This is a genomic window from Photobacterium rosenbergii, assembly GCF_003026455.1.
Classification (GTDB): domain Bacteria; phylum Pseudomonadota; class Gammaproteobacteria; order Enterobacterales; family Vibrionaceae; genus Photobacterium; species Photobacterium rosenbergii.
In genome coordinates this window covers 19747-43767 of the sequence record NZ_PYMB01000015.1, presented here as the reverse complement: position 1 = coordinate 43767, position 24021 = coordinate 19747, and the positions used below count along the sequence as shown (strand labels likewise).

The window sequence follows — 24021 nt, the reverse complement described above, 5'->3', positions numbered from 1 at the left end:
AGTGCCTATATCAATTAAGCAATATTGTGGCTTTGGCCACCGGCATCTTTAAACCAGTTATGTAGATGGGTTTGTAGATCGCCAAGTTGGTCAGGGCCGATAATCGCAAGGCCAAGATCTTGGGCACGGACTACATCGTGATGGCGCAATGGACGGAAGCTTACCAGCATCGCACGGGCCTGCAGGCCACCGAGTAGATCACGCAGTGATTCTAACTTGTAAAGGGTATCATCGCCGTCGTCACGCATCCCTTTGGTTTTACATTCGATAATATGAAGTTTGTTGTTAACGACGGTTGCCACATCAAGCTCGTTACGCACTTCACGGTCACCAATTTGGCGGTAGACCTGCACACCCAGCGAGTGGTCTTGGATAGTTGGCAGATCACTTTGAATCGCACGTACTGTGCTGTGAACCAAATTCTCTAGCCATTCACCATTGGCAAACCGGCGGGCTTCTTCATGTTTGAAAGTCAAAACGCCATCGTGGTAGGTGGCAAGGCCTGTTTCTTCCAGATCGTTGAGCAACATGCCTAACTCTTTATAGCCTTGCTGTTTCTCACTTAGCGCAACATCTAGCTTCTGCTCTTTGCGGCAAGTGGTCGCCAAGTAGTTGAGGGTGGCAAGGCCAGGGCCTAGCTCAAGGGCTGAACTTGCCCAGCGCTGGCCTAACTCCCAAAGCTGCTCGTTAAGCTCTTCGGGTACGAGGCTTTCCGGGAGTTCACAACGGGCGCCGAAAATAGTGAGATAATCGGTAAGTTGAATGCGATCTTCGACTTGTTGTTGTTCTCGGTCTGCCGGGTATAGCCAGCACATTTCATCGCTGAATGGCTCAATCACATAGATAGGCCAGTGGTAAGTGCGGAATACTTCATAGGCGGAAAGTAGACGGTGGCGGAGGCCACAACTGGCATTGAACCAGACATCGGTTTGGGAGGCTTTGAGTTTTTCTGCCAGCTCGATAATGCGAGCTCGAATGCGTGTGATATTGATGGAGTCAGGAATGATGAAAAACTCGGCCTCGATATTACGAGGTAACAAAATTGACGCTAGTCGGTCGTATTGCTCTTGTTGCGCTTCCGTACCGATAAAAATCATCTTATCGGCAGGGACGCCGTGGTCGAGAAGGGGGGTGATCAGTCTTACGGGGTCCTGATCGATTATGCCAACATGTGTAATCATAAAATTCCTTAAGCGTTAGCTGAGACTGTGCCGGCTCATCGATAATGTGATTCAAAGGGTGGCCCGTGCGTTGTAGTCAGTCAGTGGCGCTTTTTATTTGTCATCATTTATATATGCGGACAGTGTTCATTAAAATCAAGTCACACTGTTGCTTATGTCTATATTATTTGTGTTAAGTGCGTTGGTTCATGGGCACTTTGGTAATAACTTAATTGAATAAATTCAAAGAAATGTCTGAGCTATGTAAGGGTTTGTCAGGATAAATGAAGTTTTGTTCCGCTACGTAAGCGATTTTTGGAACAAAATTGTGTGTCAAAGTGCAGCTTGCTGTTTTGTGCCAGGAAAATGATTGAAATTATCCCGTTCTCAGTGACAATAGGTAGTGAAACCAATAACTCGAATGATTATGACCCAGAAACTTACAATCCTAGACATTGCCAAACTGGCAGGTGTCGGCAAATCAACCGTTTCGCGTGTACTGACTAATGATCCCAAAGTAAAGCCGGCGACCAGAGAGAAAGTCGAGCAGGTGATCCGTGAGTCTGGCTATGTGCCATCCAAGTCAGCCCAAGCGATGCGGGGAGGCAGTGCCAAGGTAGTAGGTATTATTCTGTCGCGCTTGGATTCACCGTCGGAAAACAAAGCGGTCAGCGGCATTCTCGATGTCATCTACAAGGCTGGTTATGATGCGGTGATCATGGAAAGCCAATTCAGCGCAGAGAAAACCAATGAGCACTTGGCTGTGCTGCAAAAGCGAAATGTTGATGGCGTGATTGTGTTTGGTTTCTCAGGCTGCGATCTGACCAGCATCGAAAAGCTAGGCCACAAAGCGGTGGTTATTGCGACTGATACCGACGCCATTTCCTCGGTGGACTATGACCATCAGGGCTTGATTTCCCTTGCCATGGACAAGCTGGTTGCTAATGGTAAGCAGGCTATCAGTTATATCGGTGTTGATGAATCTGACCGTACCACGGGTTTACTCCGCCTCAATGCTTATCTTGAAAGTTGCCGCAAGCTAGGGATTGAACCTAGTTACCAGACTGGGCAGCTGAGTTATGACAGCGCTTATCAAATTACCGATCAGGTCCTTAGCGCAGGTACAGAAGCGATTGTCTGTGCCAGTGATACCTTGGCAATGGGTGTTGCCAAGCGCTTGCAGGAGCTAGGCCGCACTGATATTCAGGTCTCTGGGGTAGGGGCAACGGATCTGCTGTCTTTCTTATTCCCCAATACGTTCAGTATCGACCCTGGCTACTTTGAAGCGGGTAAAGTCTCTGCCCAATTGTTGATTAAGCAGTTGTCTGGCCAGCAAGAAGTGACTCATCTCATTCAGCAAGCTTCATATTAAAAGGCTGCTTCATCGCTTTAATCAAAACCTCAATCAACCGCAAGCAAGATCTGGATCACTAATTTGCTGTTAATCTATAGGTGTAGGTTGTGAACTGATTCACGAAATGGGAATGTTCCCATTTCCATCAGGGAGCGGATCTGACACTATTTGTTACATCAAGTGGGAACATTCCCATAAGTTTAGAAGTGAACAAAGACAGACAACCCAACACATTCCTATTTTTATAACGATGGACAATCGGCATGAGTAAGATTAACCAACAGCAGATAGAACGTTTGGTCGAGTTAATCGGCGGTAAGGACAACATTGCAAGCGTCAGCCACTGCCTGACCCGTTTGCGCTTTGTATTGGCAGACACAGACAAAGCGCAGATTAAGGAAATTGAAAAACTGAGCATGGTAAAAGGTTGTTTTACCAATGCTGGTCAGTTCCAGGTCGTGATCGGTACCGAAGTTGATCAGGTATATAAAGCACTTAATGAATATACCGGCCAGTCGGGTGCCAGTAAGGAAGAAGCGAAAGTCGCTGCCCGCCAGAACATGAGCTTGCTGGAGCGTGGGATCTCCCACCTTGCTGAAATCTTTGTTCCATTGCTGCCAGCGATTATTACCGGTGGTCTGATCCTCGGTTTCCGTAATGTCATCGGCGACATCAAGATGTTCGATGGCCAAACCCTGACTGAGATCAGCCAGTTCTGGGCAACCGTTCACTCTTTCCTATGGCTGATAGGCGAAGCGATCTTCTTCTTCCTGCCAGTTGGTGTGTGCTGGTCGACAGTGAAGAAACTGGGCGGCACCCCTATTCTGGGTATCGTATTGGGTGTGACACTGGTGTCACCGCAGTTGATGAACGCCTATTTGATAGGTCAGCAATTGCCGGAAGTGTGGGACTTTGGTCTATTCACCATTGAAAAGGTCGGTTATCAGGCTCAGGTCATCCCAGCAATGTTAGCCGGTATTGCCTTGGCACTGATTGAAACCAATCTGAAAAAAGTGATTCCTGCTTACCTGTACCTGGTGATTGTACCATTTGTTTCAATCATTACTGCAGTCATCCTTGCCCATGCATTCATCGGTCCATTTGGCCGTATGCTTGGCGATGGTGTGGGTTACGCGGCACAGGCTGCGATGACGGGTGATTTCGCTATCTTTGGTGCGATGATCTTCGGTTTCCTATATGCCCCACTGGTTATTACAGGTATCCACCACACGACCAACGCTGTTGACTTGCAGCTTATGCAGTCAATGGGTGGTACTCCTATCTGGCCTTTGATTGCTCTATCTAACATTGCTCAGGCTTCAGCGGTTGTTGGCATCATCATTATCAGCAAGAAAGCGAATGAGCGTGAAATCTCGGTACCAGCTGCCATCTCAGCTTATCTAGGTGTTACTGAGCCTGCGATGTACGGTATCAACCTGAAATACAAGTTCCCGATGCTGAGCGCAATGATCGGTTCGGCGATTGCCGCAGCAATTTGTGGTAGCGCAGGCGTGATGGCGAACGGCATCGGTGTCGGCGGTCTACCGGGCATCCTATCTATTCAGCCGCAATACTGGCTGGTGTATTTCATCGCAATGGTTGTTGCTGTTGTGGTACCGATGGCACTGACCTTGTTTATGTACAAGCGTGCTGAAGCAAAAGGTGAACTGAGTGAAGCAACTGCCTAGGTAACTGCCTAGTAATGGGGAAAGCCCTGTGTGATTTGTAGCTGGTCGATTGATTTTTAAGACCAGCTACCTTTTTCTGATTTTTTAAGTGTGCAGGTTATTATGTTGAAAGAGCAACTTGAATGGTGGCGTACCGCTACGATTTACCAGATTTATCCAAAAAGCTTCTGTGACAGTGGCAGCAAGGGAACCGGTGATATTCAAGGGATCATTGCCAAGCTAGACTACCTCAAGACCTTGGGTGTCGATGCGATTTGGCTGACGCCGGTTTACAGCTCGCCAATGATTGATAACGGCTACGATATTTCCGACTACTACAATATCAATCCAGAGTTCGGCACCATGACCGATTTTGATCAATTGCTGGCACAAGCGCATCAGCGTGACATCAAAATTGTCATGGATATTGTCGTAAACCACACCTCGACCGAGCATGCTTGGTTCCAGTCGGCACTGGGTGATAAGAACAGCCCTTACCGTGATTATTACATTTGGAAAGATCCGGTAGACGGCGCTGAGCCAACCAATTGGCAGTCGAAATTCGGTGGCAATGCCTGGGCACTGGACGAGGCTACTGGCCAATATTACTTACACCTGTTTGCCAAAGAACAAGCAGACCTGAACTGGGAAAACCCGAAGGTTCGTGAAGAGGTCAAAGAAGTGATCAGCTTCTGGGCCGACAAAGGTGTCGATGGTTTCCGCCTTGATGTCATTAACTTGATTTCCAAGCAGCAAGACTTCCCGAACGACAACATTGGCGATGGTCGTCGCTTTTATACTGATGGCCCTCGTGTCCATGAATATCTGCAGGAAATCAGCGAAGCCGTGTTCCAGAAATATGGTTCTGTGACAGTAGGCGAGATGTCTTCGACAACACTTGAGCACTGCCAGCAATATTCATCGCTCGATGGCAAAGAGTTGTCGATGGTGTTCAACTTCCATCACTTGAAAGTGGATTACCCTAATGGTGAGAAGTGGACCAAAGCACCGTTTGATTTCCATCAGCTAAAATCGATTTTTAACCACTGGCAGCTTGGCTTGAATGGTAAAGGGTGGGGCGCACTGTTTTGGTGTAACCATGACCAACCACGCGTGGTCAGCCGTTTGGGTGATGATGTGAACTACCGTGTTGAATCTGCCAAAATGCTGGGTGCATCAGTTCATATGATGCAGGGTACCCCGTATATCTTCCAGGGTGAAGAGATCGGCATGACCAACCCAGGTTATACCTCTATTGAGCAATACCGTGATGTGGAAAGTACCAACATGTACGACATCATGGTGAACCAGCAAGGTGTTGGCCATGACGAGATGATGGCGATCCTAGCGCAGAAATCCCGTGATAACTCCCGCACACCGATGCAGTGGGATGACAGTGAATATGCCGGCTTCTCCAAGGCACAGCCTTGGCTGCAAGTGGCAGAGAACTACCCGCAGATCAATGCCAAAGCCGCGGTTGAAGATGAGAACTCCGTATTCCACTTCTACCGTAAGCTGATTCAACTGCGTAAAGACGTTGCCGTGATCACCGAGGGCGATTATACCGATTTGATGCCAGAGCACGATCGTATCTTCTGCTACAAACGTGAATCAGAAAGTCAGATCTTGTTGTGCGTGAACAACTACTATGGCGAAGATGTCGAATGCTTGCTGCCTGAAGGGATAGATGTAGCTAGTGGTCAGTGCTTGCTGTATAACTATACGGAATCGATGAATACTGCTCAGGACAACAACTTCACTCTGAAGCCGTATGAAACTCGTATTATCTTGATTGCCAAGTAAGTAGAGTTGAGATTGAAAAAGCGCCGCATGGCGCTTTTTCTGTATCAGATAGCCTCCCATCATGATGCCATCGCCAGATAACCTTGGGCGTGAGTTGTGTCGGCAGTAACGGCATCTTTGAGCCGGCAGTAGGCCTCGATGCGGGCATTGGCTCTTTCTACTTGGCCCGGTAATGGCCGCGCGGCAGCATAGGGACGGGTGCCCCAATAAAACTGGTAGAAGGTCTCGAAGCAGCGGGCTATACGATTAGGTGTGGATTCTTTGAGGCAACCATCGATGAGCTTCCAGGCAGAGCCTTTGGGTGTAAAGTTAGGCTTAACTTTTGTGAGGTAGTCTTTTATCCATCGGCCACGATCCAAGGGCTTATTTATACAGACACCCAAGGCGGTATGGGATAGTACTGTCATAAGCTCGTCGGTGTTGTGATTAATTTCTTGGTGAGACTCTAAAATATATTTTAAAGGAGTCATTAATCATCCTCTCCTTTATATCTTCCCAGCTGGGAGATATCGTAATTGATAACTTGTTCAAATGTTATTCTTGGTTTTTGCTGTTATTTTTTGATTCAAGCCTTATTGCCACCTTTGCAGCAATGATCAGGAAAACAGCAAAGACGATGATATTGTGAAGAATTGACAGAAAGTCATGAATATTCATATCACAGCGTTCGCCATCATGTGTACTTGAGAATATTCATTGACGGCTATTTCAGATGGCATTTTATCTGTATCTTTTTTATCGAGAATAACCTTAAAGTCTCGGATATCTGGGAAATGTGACTTTAATGACATTCTCGTTAAGTCACTAGCGCGCAGAGGATGACTAGACGAGTAGTGATAATGACCATCAGCGATGTCTACCTGAAAGATAAAGGTGTGTGGGTTTCTTACCGCTCGAATATACACGTTGACATGGGCTGGGAAATAAAAAGCATAAATATTGAGCTCTGTATGCGAGCCTGATTCTTCCAGTACTTGGATATCCCTGATCTCTATCGAGCCTTTGGCTGCAATGTCATGGGAGACTAACAACGCTTCGATGGCATTTTCACGTGACGTTGATAAATCTGCCGTCAGCTCGTACTTACGAGCCTTGATACAAGTGGTGTAGAGTACCGAGTCTTTGGACTCATAGACTTTGACAACAGTGGATTGCATAGTGTTTTCTCGTTGTGGGGAGGAAGAAGCCGTATCACTGAGAATGGCTCCCTCTCTCGTTTCTTGCTCAGTGCACAGATAGTGTAAAGTGCGCTGTTGTTGCTAAGTGCATAGGCTAGTGCTCGTGATTAAACAGCACGGGCAAATTGCGGAAGGCTGGTTCCTTCCTTAGTAAGCGCTAATTGCCAGACACTCAAACTACGGCTGCGGAATGCACCTGCACATGACAGTAGGTAGTATCGCCACATCCGGTAGAATCTATCACCGTATTTTTCAGCAATATTGTCCCAGTTCTTCTCGAAGTTACGGCACCATGCCATTAATGTTTTGTCGTAATCTGGGCCGATGTTGTGCAGATCTTCGATATTGAACATGTGCTCCATTGCATTCCCTAGCTGGGAAATGGATGGGATCACGCCATTAGGGAAGATATATTTATTAATCCATGGATCCGTTTCTGTTTTTGATTCTGGACTACCAATGGTATGGAGCAAGAATAAACCGTCATCTTTAAGGAATCGGTTGGCACAGGTGAAATAATCTTTGTAGTTTTCAGGCCCGACATGCTCAATCATCCCGATTGATACCACACGGTCATAGGTGACTGCTGGAACATATTGACGGTAATCCTGAAGAATAAAGCTGACGGGTAGATTTTTGCGGCGGGCTATTTCCATTCCCAAGGCGGTTTGTTCTTTTGAGAGGGTCAAGCCGTGGCATACCACGCCATAATGCTCGGCAGCGTAGTTCATGAAGCTACCCCAACCACAACCAATATCGAGCACTTTCATCCCTGGCTTCAAACCAAGTTTACGGCATATCAGATCCAGTTTGGCGGTTTGGGCGCTATCAAGATCGAATGACTCTTTCCAATAGGCGCAGGTGTAGGTCATTCGTTCATCGAGCATGTTCTCGAACAAATCGTTGCCAAGATCATAGTGAAAAGGAACGTCTTTGTTGCAGCGCTCTACACTTTGTCGATTGAAGAAATTCACAACTTTCTTTCTACCAAGGTGTGCGCCGAGCAAGAGCTTGGCTTTGACGCTTAATTTATCTTCAAGGTTGTGCTGAGTAATACGGTGGACTAACTCATCTATTCTGTCGCAGTCCCATAAACCTTCCATGTAAGTTTCACCTAACCCCAATGAGCCATCCACGAGGATCCTGTCGAGCGCAGCTTCATCGTGCAGCCTAATATCCCACTCCCTTGTTCCATTAATCTGAATATCGGCTGGGCTTAATAGCTCATTAAAAAGTTTCAAATAAGACATAACTTACCTGCTGAATTTTACATAACAGTGTGAGATTGGAAAGTACCATGATATTGATAATCATGATGTTCATTTTTTCCTAACCTACTATTTAGTAGAACTAACATAAAAACTAAATAATTACTGACTCAATTCAATATAGGTAGCTTTGTCAGTGAATGTTTGCGAATAGTATTTCGCTAACTAATTAATTTATGCATTAATTACTGTTAAATGTATTTTCAAAAATTACATTGTATTTTTGGTGATATTCAGAAAGCAAATGCTACGCTATTGCAACTCCTACCCCTGATAGAGCAAGAGTATAGGGCCGTTGCTTTTCTCTCTAGTGATATCAAAGAATGAAAACTTGCGATAAATAACTTTCAGCACTTTGTACGCTATGCCGAGGTGGTTTCGGCGCGTGGCAAGGATCAAATGCTAGCACAACTCGTCATTTAATCGGCCTGTCTGTTACGGCAGTGGGTAAGAAACAAGAATGGGCAAGACACAAAAAAGGCATCTCTTGAGATGCCCTTTCTATTTACCGGGAGGTTAAGGCCAGTGTTTTATACAGCAGGCACCTGTGAGGCAAGCAACCAAATTGCGAGAACGAAGAAGATGAGTCCCATGAACTTATGTTGGTTGGTACGGAACTTTTCGTTTTTCAGTAGTGGCTGGCCCAGGCTACCGATCATAGTAACGAGGAACAGGTTGAACAAAAGGCCTAGTACGTTCAGTAGCAGGCCAAGCACCAACATTTGTTCGCCAGAAGTCGCCGTGACTTGGGTCGAGACAAATTGCGGCAGGAACAAGACAAAGAAAATTAACGCCTTTGGATTAAGCAGATTACTGATCACCGCGCGGCGGTATAGGGTCTTGGCGACACTATTGCTTTGTGCGACTTCCGGCGCATCGGATGGCTTGGTGCGCATACAGTCCCAGCCCATTTTTAATAGGTAGGCACCGCCAAGCAAACGAAGCACTTGTAAGGCAATAGGGTTCATCGCAATAAGGGCTGAAACCCCCATGGCGGCAAGCAGCGTGAGGATCAATCCAGAAGTTGCATTACCTAGACTGGCGAATACCCCCACCTTTTTACCGTAGCTCAAGCTGGAACTGGCGATCAGCAGCATGTCTGGACCAGGGATCAATAGCAGGGCGATAACAGCGGTCAAATATACAGGTAAAACAGAGAGATCAATCATGGTAATTCGGTGTTTGATTTACAAGGTGCTGGATTCTAGTCCTTTTTGTGGTTGATTTAAACGTATTGATTGTATTTTTTAGTTTGTTTATTTGCTTTGTTGGTGAATTGTTGAATGTTTGTGCTAAGAGGCAAGGCTTATTCGCCATAGCACCAAGGAAGGGCTAAAAAGGAATGTCCGGCATGTGTCCAGATGTTACTCAGTGTAAGGTTGTTTTTAATTATGCTGCTTTTTACTGTCTATGGGACAAATGCATTGCTAATGGTTTTATATGAAAAATCAGTTTTCTAATAGAAAATAGATTAGAAAATGATGTTTTCACTATGGAAAAAGTGACAAACAAACAAGTTTCCACTTAAGCTTTTTAAAAGCTTGACCATTAATAATGGTTATCATTTATATTTTGGGTATAAGGTTATGATTTTAAACAGCTAAGTTTGTTTTTCATATCCCGTTAATACTGTGTTACATTCTTTAATAGTGAGCCAGAATCGGGTTGATAGAGATCATATTTAGCTACCCCTAATTGGTTAATAGTGCCTACAAACTAAAAAGAGGCATTATTAATGACTATCACTAACAAAATTCAGTCTTACTTGTTAAGTAGACGGAAGTTTATGAAGCAGTCAGCGGCGGTTACTGGCGCTGCGGCGACTGCAAGCTCAATGACCCTACCGTTCAAAGCATCCGCGACCGATGCAGCACCAGTTGGCGAAGAGACCATCAAGTACAGTGCTTGTTTGGTAAACTGCGGTAGCCGCTGCCCATTCAAAGTCCATGTCCGTGATGGCGTTGCGGTGAAAATTTCACCTGAAGATGGTGTCGATGAGGCGATTTTCGGCCAGCATCAAATCCGTCCTTGCCTGCGTGGTCGTTCTGCACGTTTCCGTGCCTACAACCCTGACCGTTTGAAGTACCCAATGAAACGTGTCGGCAAACGTGGCGAAGGTAAATTCAAGCGTATCAGTTGGGATGAAGCCACGACGATTCTTGCCAAGGAGCTTTCTCGTGTGATCGAGACATATGGTAATGAAGCGGTGTATTACAACTACGGTTCTGGCCTTACCGGCGGTAACCTGCAAGGGCCTAATACCTGTCGTCGCTTGTTGAATGTGGCGGGTGGTTTCCTAGGTTCACACAACACTTACTCTGAAGCACAGATGAATGCTATCCAGCCTTATGTCTTTGGTCAGGCGGGCAACATCTACGGTACTGAGCAACAAACACTATTCTCTGAAATCAAAAACTCTGATCTTGTGGTGATGTTTGGCCAAAATCTGGCTGAGACACGCATGTCTGGTGGTGGCCAGATTGCTGAGATCTATCATGCCCTTGAGCAGAGCAACGCCAAAGTGATCTTGATTGATCCGCGCCGCACCGACAGTGTGACAGCGTTTGCCAGCGAGTGGTTGCCAATCCGCCCGGGTACTGATGCCGCGCTAGTTGCTGCATTAGGCCATACCCTGATCAAAGAAGATTTGATTGATGAGGAAATGCTCAACCGCTTTTCTGTGGGTTGGGATGAGTCAACTCTGCCGGAGAGTGCGCCAGAGAACAGCTCTTACAAGTCATACATCCTCGGCTTGGGTGCAGATCAGGTTGAGAAAACCCCTGAATGGGCAAGTGAACTGACCGGTATCCCAGCGGTACGTATCAAGCAACTTGCACGTGAAATTGCAGGTGCCAAAGCGGCATGGATCTCCCAAGGCTGGGGTGTTCAGCGTACCCAAACTGGTGAACAAGCTTCTCGCGCCATCATGATGCTACCTATTATGACCGGCCATTTCGGTCGCCATGGCACCAACATTGGTACCTGGGGCGGTAGTGTTCCTTACGTACTATCTGGTCTGGCTCTGCCAAACCCGGTTAAAGCATCTATCCCATGTTTCCTATGGACAGATGCGATTGTGCGCGGCTCGGAAATGACGGCGAAAGCTGATCATGTTCGTGGCGTTGAGAAACTGTCTTCCGATATCAAATTCCTGTGGAACTACGCCAGTAACGTCGCAGGCAACCAGCACTCTGATCTTAACCGTACCCATGAAATCTTGGCGGATGAGTCAAAGCTTGAATTCAACCTGGTGTGGGATAACCACATGACACCGACTGCACGCTATGCCGATCTTCTATTGCCTGACGTGTCGACGATGGAAACGGATGATCTGATTAATAACTCATACCAGTCAGGTGCTTACCATTACATGGTTCGCGTACAGCAGGCGATTGAACCAATGTGGGAAAACCGCCGTGTGTACGATGTACTGACAGAAGTGGCTGAAAAAATGGGTCTCAAGGAAGCCTACACTGAAGGCCGTACTTACGAGCAATGGCTTGAGCATGCCTATGGTCAGGTTCGTAAGAACAATCCGGCGTTGCCTACGTTTGCCGAGACCGATGGTATGGGCGTGGTAGATCGCCGTCTGGCCGATTCGAGCGAGCACATTGCACTGAAAGATTTCCGCGATAACCCTGAAGCTAACCCGCTAAAAACGCCATCAGGCAAAATTGAAATTTACTCTGAAGCGCTCGCTGAGCTCGCCCAAGAGCGTCCGATGCTGGAAGGTGATGATATTTCTCCGATCCCGGTTTACCACCCAGCGGTAGAAGGTATTGAAGATCACGAGATGCTGAAGAAATACCCGCTGCAGCTAACCGGTTTCCATACCAAAGGTCATACCCACTCTACTTATGCATCGGTTGCTCATTTGAAAGAAGTGGCGCCAGATACTGTTTGGATGAACGAAATAGATGCGATGCAGCGCGGTATCAAGCACGGTGACCAGGTTGAGGTATTCAACGATCGTGGCCGTTTGCGTATGCCGGTAAAAGTGACTGCACGCATCATTCCTGGGACGGTTGCTATCCCTGAAGGGGCATGGGCGCAGAAGAACAAGGCCGGTGTCGATGTAGGTGGTTGTATCAATACATTGACCACAATGAGAGCGACGGCGTTGGCGAAAGGCAACCCGCAGCACACAAACCTTGTTGAAATTGAGCGAGTCTAAGGAGAATAACAAATGAAACAATACGGTTTTTTCGTAGACTCAGCGAAGTGTACTGGCTGTAAAACTTGTTCGGTAAGTTGTAAGGACGAGAAGGATCAGGATATCGGTCCTAAATTCCGCCGTGTCTATGAGTACGGTGGCGGTATTTGGAAGAAAGATGGTAATACCTGGACCCAAGATGTCTTCAACTACTATCTATCTATTTCTTGTAACCACTGTGATGAGCCGACCTGTGTCGCGGGCTGCCCAACAGGTGCAATGCACAAGCGTAAGGAAGACGGTTTGGTTGTGGTTAACCAAGATGCCTGTGTAGGTTGCCGCTACTGTGAAATGCGCTGCCCTTATGGCGCGCCGCAGTTCGATGCCGAGAAAAAGGTGATGTCAAAGTGTGATGGCTGTTTCGAGCGCGTTGCCGAAGGTAAGAAGCCGGTATGTGTCGACTCGTGCCCACAGCGTGCATTGGATTTCGATGAAATTCAGGTACTGCGTGAGCGCTACGGCCAGCAGAATGCCATCGCACCGCTGCCAAACCCATCAATGACCAAACCTAACTTGGTTGTTAAAGCTCATGCTGATTCGCGCCCGACAGGGGATTCGACAGGCGCTGTACTGAACCCAGAGGAGATCTAAGCCATGCATGAATTACCATTAGTCTTTTTCACGGTATTCGGCCAGGCTGCAGTGGGTATCTTCCTATTGTCACTGTTGGCTTTCACGACGAAGCAAATCAGTGATGTGCAGCTGAAAACAGCCAACATAGTCGCTGCGGCCCTGCTGTTGGTCGGCTCGGCAATCGGTGGCCTTCACATGGGGCAACCGCTACGTGCATTCAACTTGTTGTTCGGTTTGGGCCGTTCTCCAATGAGTAACGAGATTATTCTGAGTGGCTTGTTTATGGCATGTGCGGCTGCGACCGTTGCGTTGAGCTTCATGCCGGGGAAAGAGTCTTTGTATAAACTGGCTAACAAAGCGACAGTATTAGCTGGTTTGCTTTTCGCTTGGTCTATCCCTCAGGTATACCAGTTGGCAACAGTGGCAAGTTGGGATACTGCCCATACTTCACTGCAGATGTGGCTAACGGTGTTGGTTGCCGGTGGTGCGTTTGCCCTGATGCTGGGTGCTCACAAGTTGGGTTTTGCAACCTTGGCTGTCGGTGCGCTGGTATCGCTTGCGGCGAAGCCTGATTATATCGGTTTTGTTACTCAGGCCGCACCTGAGCTGGCAGTAAACCAATATAGCCTGTGGGGCGCACAAGCTGTGGCATTGTTGGTTGCTGTACTGATTGGCTGTGGTATCTTCAGCCAAAAGGGAGCGGCTAAACCATTGTTGATTGCTGGTGCGGGTGTCATGCTGGTTGGTGAACTGATTGGCCGCATTGCCTTCTATAACCTGTGGGCAATCCCGATGTAAGCGGATGCTTTTACTGCCCACTTCTTAAATAGGGGAGTGGGCAGTAACAAACATAGAGTAGTGTTACTGATGACAACAGCCAGGTAAAAATTGATGATCACCCTTGTACCTAGGATCCTAGGTTTTCTGTTCTATTATTCTCCTTCCCACCCTTCGGTTGAGGCTATTCTTCCTGCCCTTTGCGATCTCCCTGAGCAGTTTGAACCCAAGCATCAAGAAAAAGTTCGAACCCTCGTGCAAGAAATGGCAGGCCAAATTCAAGACAGCGCAAAGCATGATGAGTTAGCTGGAGAGTTCAGTTTATTGTTCGAAGGGCTTGGGGAAATGCCTGCGCCACCGTGGGGCTCGGTCTACCTCGACAAAGAAAGTATTGTGATGGGGGAGTCTACCGTTGAGTATCGCCGTTTCCTGGCAAGCAACGGTATTGCCCTCGATACCCATATGCGAGAGCCAGATGATCAATTTGGTTTGATGCTATTGGCCTTTGCGCAGTTTATGGAATCTGAGAAATTTGATGCCAGCGCCGTACTGCTAGAGCAGCACCTATTGCCGTGGGCATTGCGCTACCTTGAGGTTTTGCAACAGGTGGAAGGGATATCGCCGTTCTATCCAAACCTTGCCAAGGTCGCACATTTATATCTCACTTCTTTGGTTGAAGAATTGGAGTTATCGCCAGCCGAGAAGCCTTTATACAAATAAGATGATTGGATTTGGATATCATCATCCAGTGCTAAAACCGGGCTACGCTCGGTTTTTTGCTTTTTGCCTTACTGAAGGGAACAACCTGTGACAACGATTTGTATCAAGCAGAACCAACTACCGTCTCTATTGTCGTTATTGGCCAAGGCTATGCTGAAGAAGGGAAGGGAGCCTTTGCCATCGATAAATATTACCATCGATGGTTTTACTTTTGATAGAGATAACGTTAATCGCTATAACACATGCTGTGGTTTGCCTCAGGATCGGTTACCTCTTCCTTATTTGTTTGTGGCCACCCAACCCGCCCAGTTGCTGTTACTTACCCATCCTTCTGTTTCTTTAAAACTGCTGGGTATGATCCACACCCATGTCAGCTTCCATCAACAAACACCATTGCAAATCGGTAAGGCCTATGACTTCACGCTGGGTGTCATTCAATGCATTCAAACCGACAAAGGCTTGGAGATTGAGCTTGAAGGACGTTTTACACTTGATAGCGTTTACCTGGCGAGTTATCGCAGCCGTTGCTTGTTGCGAGATAAGCTACCTACAAATGACCGGAAAAAAACAACCGACGCGACAGGTGATGAAGGGGGACAATCGCTTGCTTGGACCAAGCGGGACAAACTCACGCTGACACCTCAAATAGCGAGGGGTTATGCAGCCGTTTCCGGCGATTACAATCCCATCCACCTTCATTGGCTAACAGCAAAACCGTTCGGCTTTAAAGCACCGATTATTCACGGTATGTACTCAGTCGCAAAGATGTTTGCAGCCATTGACTCTACAGTAAATCAGGTTGAGTTTACTTTCCGCCGTCCGGCCTTTTTACCTTCCATCGCTGAGTTGGAGGTTAGGGAGGGGGAATTAAGGTTGATCAACAGTGAAGGTAAGCCTTTGGTAGAGGGACATTACTGCTGAACCTAGGTAGCACTCGAGCCGCTTGGTATTTATAACCTGACATTTATAAATAGTTACGTTTATGAGTGAGTTAGCAGATTCTGTTAGGACAGTTTTTCGCTATTATATCGCCCTAATAATCAATAAACCCAAGTACCAAGCTTGGGGTATCAAAGGAAAGTAGCATGGATATTCAGCGAATTAACCCGACCAAGCGATGGTCTGATGTGACGGTATTTAATGGTATTGCACATTTTGTAGAAGTGGCAGAGCAAGATACCAGCGCCGATATGACCGGTCAGGTTAACCAGATTTTTGCCCAGGCCGAAGAGATGTTGGCCAGTGTGGGTAGTGATAAATCCCGGCTGTTGTCTGTGACTATCTACGTCACTGATTTTGCCAATTTTGATGCATTGAACACCGCTTGGGAGGCGTGGCTACCAGAGGGCTGTGCACCAAGCCGGGCTTGTGTCAAAGTGGAACTCGCTGACCCTAACCTGTTGGTCGAAATGGCGTTTGTGGCAGCGGCTAGCTAATATTTCCGCTTGGCGCTAAAACAAATTTATCTTTTTGTTATGCAATGAGCCATGATGGTGTTGTACGGTATTTTCACTGGATAACATCATGTTGAATTTTAATATGGAGGACGCAAGCCAAGTGTGTGTTGGCGCATTTGCCCTTGCTGTCCCTATTTCCTTTTCTGAAGAAGCATGGCGGTTAGGTGAAACCTTGCCCACGCCAAATTTAGTCATGCTGTTTTGCTTAGCCGTGTTTTTCCTCGGTGTCTTTACCTACGAAAGTGTCTTTCAAGGGAACGTAAAGCACCGGTTGGCCGGTTTTGTCTTTCGCATTGTCATCGCTTACCTCATTACCGCTATTGTGGTTTCCCTCATCTTGCTCGCCTTGGATAAGCTTCCCTTAGTGTCTGACCCTGTGACATCGTTCAAGCGCATTATCGTCATCGCTATGCCAGCGTCTATGGGGGCTATCGTCGTCGACAGCTTCGATAAAGAATAAAAAAACGCCATCACAACCATTGCATAAAGAAAGTGGTTAGTGATGGCGCTTATCTTCTTTGTTTACTAATTAGGCTGTTTTTCCATTCTCAGCCTGAGACGATTCATTGGTCCTTGCCGCTAGTTTATTGGCCAATGAATGAAGCTCGGGCAACATGCGTTGGATAAGGTGTAATTGTTGCAACACCATACGGGCCGAAGTGGAATCCTCATCGCGCCACAGCGAAAGGCGTTGATCCAGCTCGCTATCCGATTCCGGTGCCTGAGCACAGTGGTTGCCAGCCAACTGGGCGGCCAAGCAGTCTAAGTGCTGGTGGATCTGCCGGTGGGCCTGAGAGACCAAGTGGTGGGTGCTCTCGTCCTCTAGTTGAGTACGGTGGGCACCTAGGGCCGAGATATAGCTCAGCATGGCATGGTTCAGTGTCAAGAAGCGGAAGCTCTCGTCCGTGGCCATGCGGTAACGGCCGGGCTCCAGCAGCATGTTGCTGATTGCGGTGCTGAGCTGGGCATCGGTATTGTGCGCATCGCGGCGGGCAATACGGTAATTCAAACTGTCTTTTTTACCGATCCGGTACTGGCCAATTATTTGCGCCAGATAGTCACGGTTGGTCTCTATGGCTGTCGCCATTACCTTATGGAGGCGACGGGCTTGCCAATCTGGCAGGATGAAGCTCACCGCTAATACCGCAAGTAAACAGCCGAGTAGGGTATCGCCGAGACGCGGCAATATGACCGCAAAGCCTTCGCCAAGTTGGTTGAAACAGAACAGCACCAGCAAGGTAATGAACATAGTCGCTACGCCGTAGTTGGCGGTACGGAAGGCAAAGAACATCACACCGGTAAAGACCATCAGTACCAATTGGCCTTCTTGTCCCGGGAACAGGTACAACAAGGGCATACCAATCAGCAAACCGGCTAAGGTGCCAATTACCCTTTGTTTAAGCCTTTGGCGGGTTGCACTGTAATTAGGCTGGCAGACAAACAGGGTGGTTAGCAATATCCAGTATCCCCGTTCTAAATCTAAACCGAGAATGATGCCATAACCCACGGTCAGCGCTATAGCCATACGCAATGCATGCCGGAACAACATCGAGCTTGGATCAAGCTGGGCACGGATACGCTGCCAGCGCTCTTTCATGCTGCGCGCTTCGGTGTCTGACAGCTCATTATCACGGGCGCTGTCGGTGGCCGATACATCCGGGTTACTGACATTAGATAGCTGGCGCTCTACCGTAGCAAGGTTGTTGAACAGGTATTCCAACTGGTTGATAAACACCCGGCGCTTGGGGTCATTTTGGCTCTTGAGATAAAACAGGGACTCTTGTAGTTCATCCAGAGCTTTTACGCTCTCGATACCATGGCTGTAAGATTTTCCCATTGCCAAGGCGTGGGAAATTTCCCGGCAGGCTTTAGCTTGTTGGGTAAGTAGGCGCTGGAAACGGAACAGGACATCACTGCGCTGGAACTCAGCGGCCAAGTCTTGGTAGCGATAGTGGGAAGAGCTGGCCCGCTCGTGGATATCTTGCACCAAGAAATAGATCTTGAGGAATTTGTCGCCTGTTTCATTTGGGTGGCCGCGGCGGGCACGGTGAAGCAAGGTTGATTTGGCATCATTCAGTGCACTGACAACCTTGGCATTCTTGGTTGCAGCTTGCAGGCGTAGAGGCTGCGGGACAAGATCAGCAACCGGTTCGAATAGTTGGCTCTTGCTATCGAGGTAGCAGGCCAGTTCGGTAAAGACTTTAGACAGGCTTTGTTGAACAGGTTGGTTTGGCCACAATACCTGCCAGCTAAGTGATAGCAGCCCGTACCAGGTTGCGCCGCCAAGCAGTAACATTGGTTGGTACCACAAATTCGGACTTTGCGCGGCTCCCAGCATGGTGTATACCGCCAGCAACAAAGAAGCAAACGCGATGCTAGCGTAACGTGCCCCCATCGAGCCCAACATGATAAAGCCAAAGGTCGAAGTAAATAACCCAATAGCAAACAACGGTGGGTAAGGGAATAGGATTTCAATCGAGAAAGAGGCAAGAACGAAACAAAGCAGGGTGGTGATGAGAGCTTTGATACGTCCGGTTAAATTATCATCCGTTTCGGCGAGCGCAGAGGCAATGATCCCCAAGACTAAAGGCGTGACTTCAGTGGTAGCCTCTAGGTACCAGCAGGGGAGAGCAACCCCAACCAAGGCGATAAGTACACGTATGCTGTAGTTTATCCGGTCGTTTGCCCAGTAACGACGCAAGGTTAATTGTAAGCGGCTATTTGTCATTGTTTTTATGGTCTTCCTAGTGAAGCGCTAAAGATAGCAAACTTCAGTTCGCAAGCGTTATTAATCCACATAAAAAACGCAGTTATAGGGTTTGTGCAGGCATTTCTAGGTTGATTTTTGTTCGTGTTGGTCTGGAAATGAATATTTACCAGAGGGTTGCTGCTTAATTTAACCAACGCAACTCACAGTTTTTGCCTTGTGTAAATTGGCAACAACTCGCTGTAAAAGTCTCCGCAAAATAATAACATGCACAAATTAATTGGCAGAAAATTTACGCAAATTATTTTTTGGACGCTAGGGTATATCTATAGAACTTGATACTCTTAGGTCCAAGTCGTTTTTTCGTTAATAGGCTACACAATGTCTAATAACGCGCGCAAAAGCTAGCGTAGTAGCAGAAGTAAGTTGAGTGTTGGTGACAGAATGCGTTTGACAGCAGGGTGGTTGGCCCAATGGCTCGCCCAAGGTGATTATTGCAGTATTGCTCTCGGTGAAAATTGTTTGGTGCTTGATAGCCAGACAGAAACAGAAGAAATTCCCTTTGATGAATGGGATGGCGCTATAGATGTCCATCGTGGCGTATTATGGGGCAGTTTTGAATTAACCTCTGCTGATCAGGAATACTGCTGGACGGTACATGGTTTGCCTTGGCGGCAATGTAAGGCGTTTGCCAACATGTTACTTGAAGCTTATCGAAACTGGGCGCAGGGCCGGGTAGAAAAGCTTGATAACCTGTTGCCAGAAATGCTCACTCGTATTGATAGCTATGCTGAGGCTGATGGCTACCTGCGAGAATCCTCCCACCGCCAATTACACCGTTATCTCGAAAACTCCTTAGCTTCGACTGGCTTGACCCGTGAACTGGCGGGATCTTTCCGTCCATTGGCGTTTGAGAAAGTGGAGCCTTGGCTAGAAGGTAACCAAGACTGGGTAGAAGAAGCTAACAGCCAATGGTTGGAAAAAGAAACCGAAAAGTGGTCATCATGGTTCGATAAGTTTGAATCATCGCCGTTAAACCCTTCCCAGCGTGAAGCCGTTTTGATCAATCAGGATCATAACCTAGTACTGGCAGGCGCCGGGACCGGTAAAACCAGCGTGCTGGTGGCCCGTGCCGCTTACTTAATTGCAAATCAGCAATGCCAGCCAGAAGAAATCCTGATGTTGGCCTTTGGCCGCAAAGCCGCTGAAGAGATGAGTGAGCGCTTGGGCGCGAAAGTCAGCGACCGTATCAAGGTGGCAACCTTCCACAGTTTGGGCACCCAAATTATCAAAGCGGTAGAGAGTGAGATGCCGAGTGTATCGCCTGTCACGCTGGATGAGAAAGAGCGTGCCAAGTGGATTGCTCAGGTGTTGACCGAGCAATGGGAAACCGCCGCTTCTGCCAAGCGTTGGCAAAAACACCTCACCCAATGGCGTATTCCTGGCTTCAAAGCCGAAAACTCCATGGAGAAGCAGGCCAAGAGTGAACAACTAGCGGCTTGGGTATGGCGTCATATTGAACTCATTGGCCAGCGGGGCGCGAACAAGTCGCAGTTGGTTGAAAGCATTGAAAAGCATGACAATGAATCGGCTCGTGCCCGGATGAAGAGTGAGTTGGCCCTGCTGTGGCCTTGCTACCGTGCTTATGAGCAACACCTCAAAGCCAACAAGCAGATTGATTTCAATACCATGATCCAAAGGGCAACGGAATATGTCAAAGAGGGCAAGTTTACGCCACCTTGGCAGTTTGTCATGGTTGATGAATACCAGGATATTTCCCCGCACCGTTTGGCGCTTATTGAAGCGCTTTGCCATGCCGGAGAGAAAGACAACAGACCAACTTTGTTTGCGGTCGGTGATGACTGGCAGGCTATCTATCGCTTCGCGGGCGCAGATGTGAACCTGACTACAGGTTTCGAGCAACGCTTCGGTGCCAGCCATATCACTGAGCTCGATACTACGTATCGCTTTAATAGCATGATCGGTGAAGTGGCGAATGCCTTTATCCAGCAGAACCCGAACCAGCTGAAAAAAGATCTCACTAGTTTCAAGAAACAGAAGCGAAAAGCGGTGACCTTGCTATGTCAGGACTTGATTGATCAGGAACTGGCGCAGCTTGCCTCACAACAAAAAGGTGAAGTGACCACCTTGCTGCTTGGCCGCAATAACAACCAGCGTCCTGAAAAGCTTAAGCAATGGCAGGAGAAATGGCCGCACCTTGGCATTAACTTTATGACCTGCCATGCGAGCAAGGGCCGAGAAGCCGACTTTGTGTTTGTTCTCGATGTAAACCGTGGTGTATTCCCAGCACCAGATCGTGATACAGGGCTGGCTGCTTGCCTTCAGGCGCGAGGCGAAAGCTTCACCGATGCCGAAGAGCGCCGCCTGTTCTATGTTGCGCTTACCCGTGCCAAGAAGCATGTTTGGGTCTGCGCCGAGCCGCAAAAGCCCTCGACGTTCGTTAATGAATTGATTGATGACGGCTACCCGGTGATGAACAAGATTAAGCGGGTGAAAGCGAAGCAGAAATAATCTGTTATCTATTTCAGGAATAACTAACTAGGCTAGCTCTTTGAGCTGGCCTTTTTCGTTTTCTCTATAAGGAGTTTGTTTTAGGTTGATCTTACAGCGAACAACCATCGTTACTTTTCTTTTTGAGGAGAGTAACGATGACAATGCCATTAAGTAAACTTGAAAAGTATTTCTATATCGATAAGTTAGTGATCCACTCGCTGGATTTATCTTTGTATCAAGTGTCGGTCGTTATCGATGATGAAGAGCACTATGTCACAGATGATAAGGGACAATTTCTACGGGCGTTTTCCATTGTCGAGTTACAAAAGCAATGTCGAAAACTGAAGGCGAAACAACAAGTGCTTCGCCAACAGAGTGCTTACGATGAAATGGTGGGGCAGCCTAGCCGGGACAGCTCTAACCTGCTTGAAGTCCCATTGAAAGACAACAAGCTCTATTGACCAAACCTTACCAAGCGAAGGTCTGAATGACGTTCTGCTTGGTGATTGGGTTGTGGGCAATATCTTGGTTGATTTTATCCAAGAACGGTTGCCTTGCTGCTGGCAGCATCCCACGCATCGGTGAGATGTTGTTGCCGTGGTCGCCCCAATAGTAGCAAGGGAAATCTTCCAAGTTTTCCAGCAAGTACTTTTCCTCTTCCAAGATCTGCAAGGGCGTTGGCAGGGTAAATTCACCACGGTGGATTTCCCTTTCTAGCTCTGAACCCGGCTGTACAGCCAGCGCCATTGGAGCTATCGCATCCGGCTGCATGATATTGAGCAAACTAGTGGTATTGATTGCGTGCTCAATCGAGCGTTCTTTGCCACCAAGGCCGAAGATAAAAGAGGCTAGCACTTTGATCTCGGCTTCTCTTGCCATCGCCATACCTTCTATGGCGTGCTCGCGGGTCATGCGCTTTTTGATCTTCTCCAGAACAATAGGATCGCCTGATTCCAAACCAGAATAAGCCATGCTCAAGCCCGCTGATTTCATCTCTTTTAATTCGCTGATACTTTTACGGCGGAAGTCATTGAAGCCGGAGTATAGTGAGATATTCTTGATCTCCGGGAATGTCGCTTTGATTTTGTCCAAAATCTTGAGCAGCATTTCGGTCCGGATTGCCATTACATTACCGTCTACAAGGAATATTGATTCAACACGAGGGTAGATAAGGCGCGCTTCTTCTATATCACGGAAGATGCCTTCAATATCCCTGACTTTGAACCGCTTATCGTCAAACATGGTGCAGAAAGTACATTGGTTGTTACTGCATCCCAGCGTGGTTTGGATCAGTACGCTCTCGGCCTCCATCCAAGGACGATAAATTTTACCTTCGTAGTGCATAGGGCACTCCTTGAAACGAATCGGAATTGATGCGGTGCAGTCTAGCGGCGAGAGAGGTTGTTGATAACTGGCAGCATCGTGAAATCAGTCTTAATGCAAAATTAATAATGGCGAGATTATTAAGAAAATCTTAAAACTCATTCGTCCCCAATCGGAATTATCATTTCACCAGCGCCGAATATACTTATCACCATCAGTTTCGCATTCAATAAAGAGGTTATTCCCATGAAAGCAATGGTTATTCGTGAATTTGGTGGTGTTGAAGGTTTCGAGCAAGCAGAAGTTGCAAAGCCAGGAGTAAAAGCTGGGCATGTTTTGGTTCGTATTGCTTCAACCAGCGTCAACACAATCGACATGATGATCCGCGAAATGGGTGAGGGCCTGCCGTTTTCGCCGCAAGCACCGGCTGTTTTGGGGATGGACTTTGCTGGCGTTGTAGAAGCCGTTGGTGAGGGTATCACTGAATTTAAGGCTGGTGATGAAGTCTTCGGTTGTGCGGGTGGTTTGGGCGATCTGCCTGGAACACTGGCCGAATATATCTTGGCAGATGTTAATTTGATTGCCCATAAGCCTAAGAACCTGTCGATGACAGAAGCTGCAGCGCTTCCATTAGTGGGTATTACCGCCTTTGAAGGCCTCCAGCGTGCAGGTATCTCACAAGGGCAAAAAGTGCTGGTGCATGGCGCTGCTGGTGGTGTAGGTCATGTTGCGGTTCAATTAGCACGTCATTTCGGTGCAGAGGTGTACGGTACGGGTAGTGCTGGCGAGCAAGCCGAGTTGATTGAAGACTTAGGTGCAACGGCGATTGATTTCAAAGCAGAGTCGGTAGCGGATTATGTCGCCAAGCATACCGGCGGCGAAGGCTTCGATGTGATCTTTGACTCTGTTGGCGGTGCGAATCTTAATAACTCTATTGAGGCAGCAAAACTCAATGGCCAGATCGCCACAACACTGTCTTTCCTTGAATTGGATCTTTCGATGGTTCACATGAAAGGACTGTCGTTGCATGTCGTCTTCATGTTGATCCCGATGATCCATAACAAAGGGCGTGAAGAGCACGGTAAGATCTTGGAAGCTCTGGCTAAAATCGCTGAAGCAGGTGAACTCAAGCCTGTCATTGACAGCCAGCGATTTGCCCTTAATGAAGTTGCCGACGCGCACAATCGCCTTGCAAGCGGTCAGGCGATAGGCAAGGTGATGATTGATATCGCTTAAGGCGAACACTTAAGCCGTTTTAAAGGCTCGCCATGGGCGGGCCTTTTTCACTATGTTTTATCTCTTCTGTC

Annotated in this window: 20 protein-coding genes; 13 read left to right on the top strand and 7 right to left on the bottom strand. The window is 47.6% G+C overall.

Annotated features, from left to right (window positions below):
- Positions 1-14: 14 nt before the first annotated feature.
- Positions 15-1181, bottom strand: coding sequence for a Card1-like endonuclease domain-containing protein (locus C9J01_RS20960; protein ID WP_107300095.1), 1167 nt, complete (start codon positions 1179-1181; stop codon positions 15-17).
- 406 nt (positions 1182-1587) lie between these two features.
- Here C9J01_RS20960 and treR point away from each other — a divergent pair, with 406 nt between their 5' ends.
- The 3 genes from treR (at position 1588) to treC (ending at position 5984) form a co-directional block, all read left to right on the top strand.
- Positions 1588-2532, top strand: a complete 945-nt coding sequence (treR, locus tag C9J01_RS20955; protein ID WP_107300148.1) for a trehalose operon repressor TreR — start codon at positions 1588-1590, stop codon at positions 2530-2532.
- 245 nt (positions 2533-2777) lie between these two features.
- Positions 2778-4202, top strand: coding sequence for a PTS trehalose transporter subunit IIBC (treB, locus tag C9J01_RS20950; protein WP_107300094.1), 1425 nt, complete (start codon positions 2778-2780; stop codon positions 4200-4202).
- A 102-nt stretch (positions 4203-4304) separates the two neighbouring features.
- Positions 4305-5984, top strand: coding sequence for an alpha,alpha-phosphotrehalase (treC, locus tag C9J01_RS20945; RefSeq protein WP_107300093.1), 1680 nt, complete (start codon positions 4305-4307; stop codon positions 5982-5984).
- Between the two features lie 59 nt (positions 5985-6043).
- Here treC and C9J01_RS20940 read toward each other — a convergent pair whose 3' ends face one another.
- From C9J01_RS20940 to C9J01_RS20925, 4 genes are all read right to left on the bottom strand, one after another.
- Positions 6044-6454, bottom strand: a complete 411-nt coding sequence (locus C9J01_RS20940) for a hypothetical protein (RefSeq protein ID WP_107300092.1) — start codon at positions 6452-6454, stop codon at positions 6044-6046.
- Positions 6455-6637: 183 nt separating this feature from the next.
- Positions 6638-7141, bottom strand: a complete 504-nt coding sequence (locus C9J01_RS20935; protein WP_107300091.1) for a hypothetical protein — start codon at positions 7139-7141, stop codon at positions 6638-6640.
- A 128-nt stretch (positions 7142-7269) separates the two neighbouring features.
- Positions 7270-8412, bottom strand: a complete 1143-nt coding sequence (gene cfa, locus C9J01_RS20930; protein ID WP_107300090.1) for a cyclopropane fatty acyl phospholipid synthase — start codon at positions 8410-8412, stop codon at positions 7270-7272.
- Between the two features lie 548 nt (positions 8413-8960).
- Entirely contained in the window at positions 8961-9599 is a 639-nt protein-coding gene (locus tag C9J01_RS20925; protein ID WP_107300089.1) for a LysE family translocator, read from the bottom strand.
- Between the two features lie 572 nt (positions 9600-10171).
- Here C9J01_RS20925 and C9J01_RS20920 point away from each other — a divergent pair.
- The 7 genes from C9J01_RS20920 (at position 10172) to C9J01_RS20890 (ending at position 16630) form a co-directional block, all read left to right on the top strand.
- On the top strand, positions 10172-12604 hold the full coding sequence (locus C9J01_RS20920) for a DMSO/selenate family reductase complex A subunit (protein WP_201797855.1): 2433 nt from the start codon (positions 10172-10174) through the stop codon (positions 12602-12604).
- Positions 12605-12616: 12 nt separating this feature from the next.
- Positions 12617-13234: a DMSO/selenate family reductase complex B subunit gene (locus C9J01_RS20915; protein ID WP_107300087.1), complete on the top strand. Its 618-nt coding sequence runs from the start codon at positions 12617-12619 to the stop codon at positions 13232-13234.
- A 3-nt stretch (positions 13235-13237) separates the two neighbouring features.
- Entirely contained in the window at positions 13238-14014 is a 777-nt protein-coding gene (locus C9J01_RS20910; RefSeq protein WP_107300086.1) for a dimethyl sulfoxide reductase anchor subunit family protein, read from the top strand.
- Positions 14015-14107: 93 nt separating this feature from the next.
- The gene (locus C9J01_RS20905) at positions 14108-14713 is read left to right on the top strand and encodes a molecular chaperone TorD family protein (protein WP_107300085.1); all 606 of its coding nucleotides are present in this window, start codon (positions 14108-14110) and stop codon (positions 14711-14713) included.
- 87 nt (positions 14714-14800) lie between these two features.
- Complete coding sequence (locus tag C9J01_RS20900) at positions 14801-15634, top strand: MaoC family dehydratase (protein WP_107300084.1); 834 nt, start codon at positions 14801-14803, stop codon at positions 15632-15634.
- 164 nt (positions 15635-15798) lie between these two features.
- Positions 15799-16149, top strand: a complete 351-nt coding sequence (locus C9J01_RS20895) for a RidA family protein (protein WP_107300083.1) — start codon at positions 15799-15801, stop codon at positions 16147-16149.
- 85 nt (positions 16150-16234) lie between these two features.
- Positions 16235-16630, top strand: coding sequence for a DUF2391 family protein (locus C9J01_RS20890; RefSeq protein WP_107300082.1), 396 nt, complete (start codon positions 16235-16237; stop codon positions 16628-16630).
- A 69-nt stretch (positions 16631-16699) separates the two neighbouring features.
- On the opposite strand, the gene yccS is transcribed toward C9J01_RS20890, so the two are convergent.
- A complete protein-coding gene (gene yccS, locus C9J01_RS20885) occupies positions 16700-18898 on the bottom strand; it encodes a YccS family putative transporter (protein ID WP_107300081.1) in 2199 nt (732 codons plus the stop codon).
- Between the two features lie 423 nt (positions 18899-19321).
- On the opposite strand from yccS, the gene helD reads away from it, so the two are divergent.
- Positions 19322-21409: a DNA helicase IV gene (helD, locus tag C9J01_RS20880; protein ID WP_107300080.1), complete on the top strand. Its 2088-nt coding sequence runs from the start codon at positions 19322-19324 to the stop codon at positions 21407-21409.
- A gap of 137 nt (positions 21410-21546) precedes the next feature.
- Positions 21547-21852, top strand: coding sequence for a DUF6482 family protein (locus C9J01_RS20875; protein WP_107300079.1), 306 nt, complete (start codon positions 21547-21549; stop codon positions 21850-21852).
- A 7-nt stretch (positions 21853-21859) separates the two neighbouring features.
- Here C9J01_RS20875 and C9J01_RS20870 read toward each other — a convergent pair whose 3' ends face one another.
- Positions 21860-22735: a radical SAM protein gene (locus tag C9J01_RS20870; RefSeq protein WP_107300078.1), complete on the bottom strand. Its 876-nt coding sequence runs from the start codon at positions 22733-22735 to the stop codon at positions 21860-21862.
- Positions 22736-22960: 225 nt separating this feature from the next.
- On the opposite strand from C9J01_RS20870, the gene C9J01_RS20865 reads away from it, so the two are divergent.
- Positions 22961-23950, top strand: a complete 990-nt coding sequence (locus C9J01_RS20865) for a zinc-dependent alcohol dehydrogenase family protein (protein ID WP_107300077.1) — start codon at positions 22961-22963, stop codon at positions 23948-23950.
- The last annotated feature ends 71 nt before the right edge of the window (positions 23951-24021 follow it).